1 protein-coding gene is annotated in these 2,234 nt (G+C 62.1%); it reads right to left on the reverse strand.

The window, feature by feature from the left end:
* Positions 1-119: 119 nt before the first annotated feature.
* Positions 120-2,234 (reverse strand): RNA polymerase sigma factor RpoD (gene rpoD / locus AC1DU6_RS28295; protein ID WP_477861193.1); only part of this gene is annotated, 2,115 nt, incomplete at its 5' end.

A 2,234-nucleotide genomic window follows, 5' to 3' on the forward strand; every position in this document is an offset into this window, starting at 1 on the left:
GCCCGGTGCTGCCGCGCAGGTCGGCAAAAAGGACGGTGCGCTCGCGGATCGCGGTCATGGGGGCAGTTTATCGACGTAAGAAAGGCCGGACAGGCCGGCCTTTGTTGCGAATACAGCGATTAGAGGTTGTCGAGGTAGGTACGCAACTTGTCGCTGCGGCTCGGGTGCTTCAGCTTGCGAATCGCCTTGGCCTCGATCTGGCGGATGCGCTCACGCGTCACGTCGAACTGCTTGCCGACTTCTTCCAGCGTGTGGTCGCTCTGCATCTCGATGCCGAAGCGCATGCGCAGCACCTTGGCTTCGCGCGGCGTCAGCGAGTCGAGGATGTCCTTCACCACGTCGCGCAGGCCGGCCTGCATGGCCGCTTCGATGGGCGCCGTGTTGTTGGTGTCCTCGATGAAATCGCCCAGGTGGCTGTCGTCGTCGTCCCCGATCGGCGTTTCCATGGAGATCGGCTCCTTGGCGATCTTCATGATCTTGCGGATCTTGTCTTCCGGGATCTCCATCTTCTCGGCCAGCGTCGGGGCGTCCGGCTCATAGCCGAACTCCTGCAAGTGCTGGCGCGAGATGCGGTTCATCTTGTTGATCGTCTCGATCATGTGAACCGGGATGCGGATGGTGCGGGCCTGGTCGGCAATGCTCCTCGTGATGGCCTGGCGGATCCACCACGTCGCGTACGTCGAGAACTTGTAGCCGCGGCGGTATTCGAACTTGTCCACCGCCTTCATCAGGCCGATATTGCCTTCCTGGATCAGGTCCAGGAACTGCAGGCCGCGGTTGGTGTACTTCTTGGCGATGGAGATCACGAGGCGCAGATTGGCCTCGATCATTTCCTTCTTCGCGTCACGAGAGGCCTTCTCGCCCTCGTTCATCTTCTTGTTGATGTCCTTGAGGTCGTCCAGCGGCACCACGGCCTTGGCCTGGATGTCCGTCAACTTCTGCTGCAGCTCCTGCACCGGCGGCAGGTTGCGGCTCAGGATGATGCTGTACGGCTTGCCGGCGGCGACTTCCTTCTCGGCCCACTTCAGGTTCAGTGCGTTGGGCGGGAAGGTCTTGATGAAGTGCTCTTGCGGCATGCCGCACTTGTCCACCACGATCTTGCGCAGCTCGCGTTCATAGCGGCGCACGTCGTCGACCTGGCTGCGCAGGATGTCGCACAGCTTCTCGATCGTCTTGACCGTGAAGCGGATGGTCATCAGCTCCTGGCTGATGGCTTGCTGGGCCTTGTTGTACGGGATCGACTTGTAGCCGTCTTTCTCGAACGCCTTGCGCATCTTGTCGAAGGCAGCGGACATCGAGTCGAGCTTGACCAGGGCGGCGTTCTTCAGCTCTTCGAGCTTCTTGGTCAGCGCCTTGGAGCCGCCGTTGCCGTCGTCATCGTCTTCCTCGTCGAACTCGTCGAAGTCTTCCTCGGCCACGTAGTCGTCGGCCTCGTCTTCCGCCACGAAGCCGTCGACGACGTCCGAGATCTGCATCTCGCCAGCGCGGATCTTGGTGGCGAACTCGAGGATGTGGGCGATGGTCGTCGGCGAGGCCGAGATCGCCAGCATCATGGCCTGCAGGCCGCCTTCGATGCGCTTGGCGATCTCGATTTCGCCTTCACGGGTCAGCAGTTCGACCGTGCCCATTTCGCGCATGTACATGCGCACCGGGTCGGTCGTGCGGCCGAACTCGGAGTCCACCGTCGACAGCGCAGCTTCGGCGGCTTCTTCGGCCTCTTCTTCGGTCGACGTGGCCGTGGTGTTGCCCTGGATCAGCAGCGTGGCGGCGTCGGGCGCCTGCTCATAGACCGCGATGCCCATGTCGTTGAGCATGGAGATGATGGCCTCGAGGATTTCCTCGCTGACCAGCTTCTCGGGCAAGTGATCGTTGATTTCCTGGTGCGTCAGGAAACCCCGCGTCTTGCCCATCTTGATGAGGGTCTTCAGCTCGGAGCGGCGCTTGACGGCTTCTTCTTCCGTCAGCGCGGTCTCTTCCAGGCCGAATTCACGCATCAGCGCGCGCTCCTTGGCGCGGCTGACCTTCATGCGCAGGGGCTTGGCCTTGACCGTTTCCTCTTCGACCGCGACCGTCTCTTCGGCTTCCGGCTCTTCGCCCTCGATCTCGGCATCGATGTCGGAGAAGTCCTCTTCTTCCTCGGCTTCCTTCTTGCCGCCGGCCTTCTTGGTCTCGGTGGCCGCCTTGGGCTTGCGGCCGCGCTTGGGCTTGTCCTCTTCGGCCACGACGGCCTTGGC

This window comes from Roseateles sp. P5_B10 (assembly GCF_056400485.1).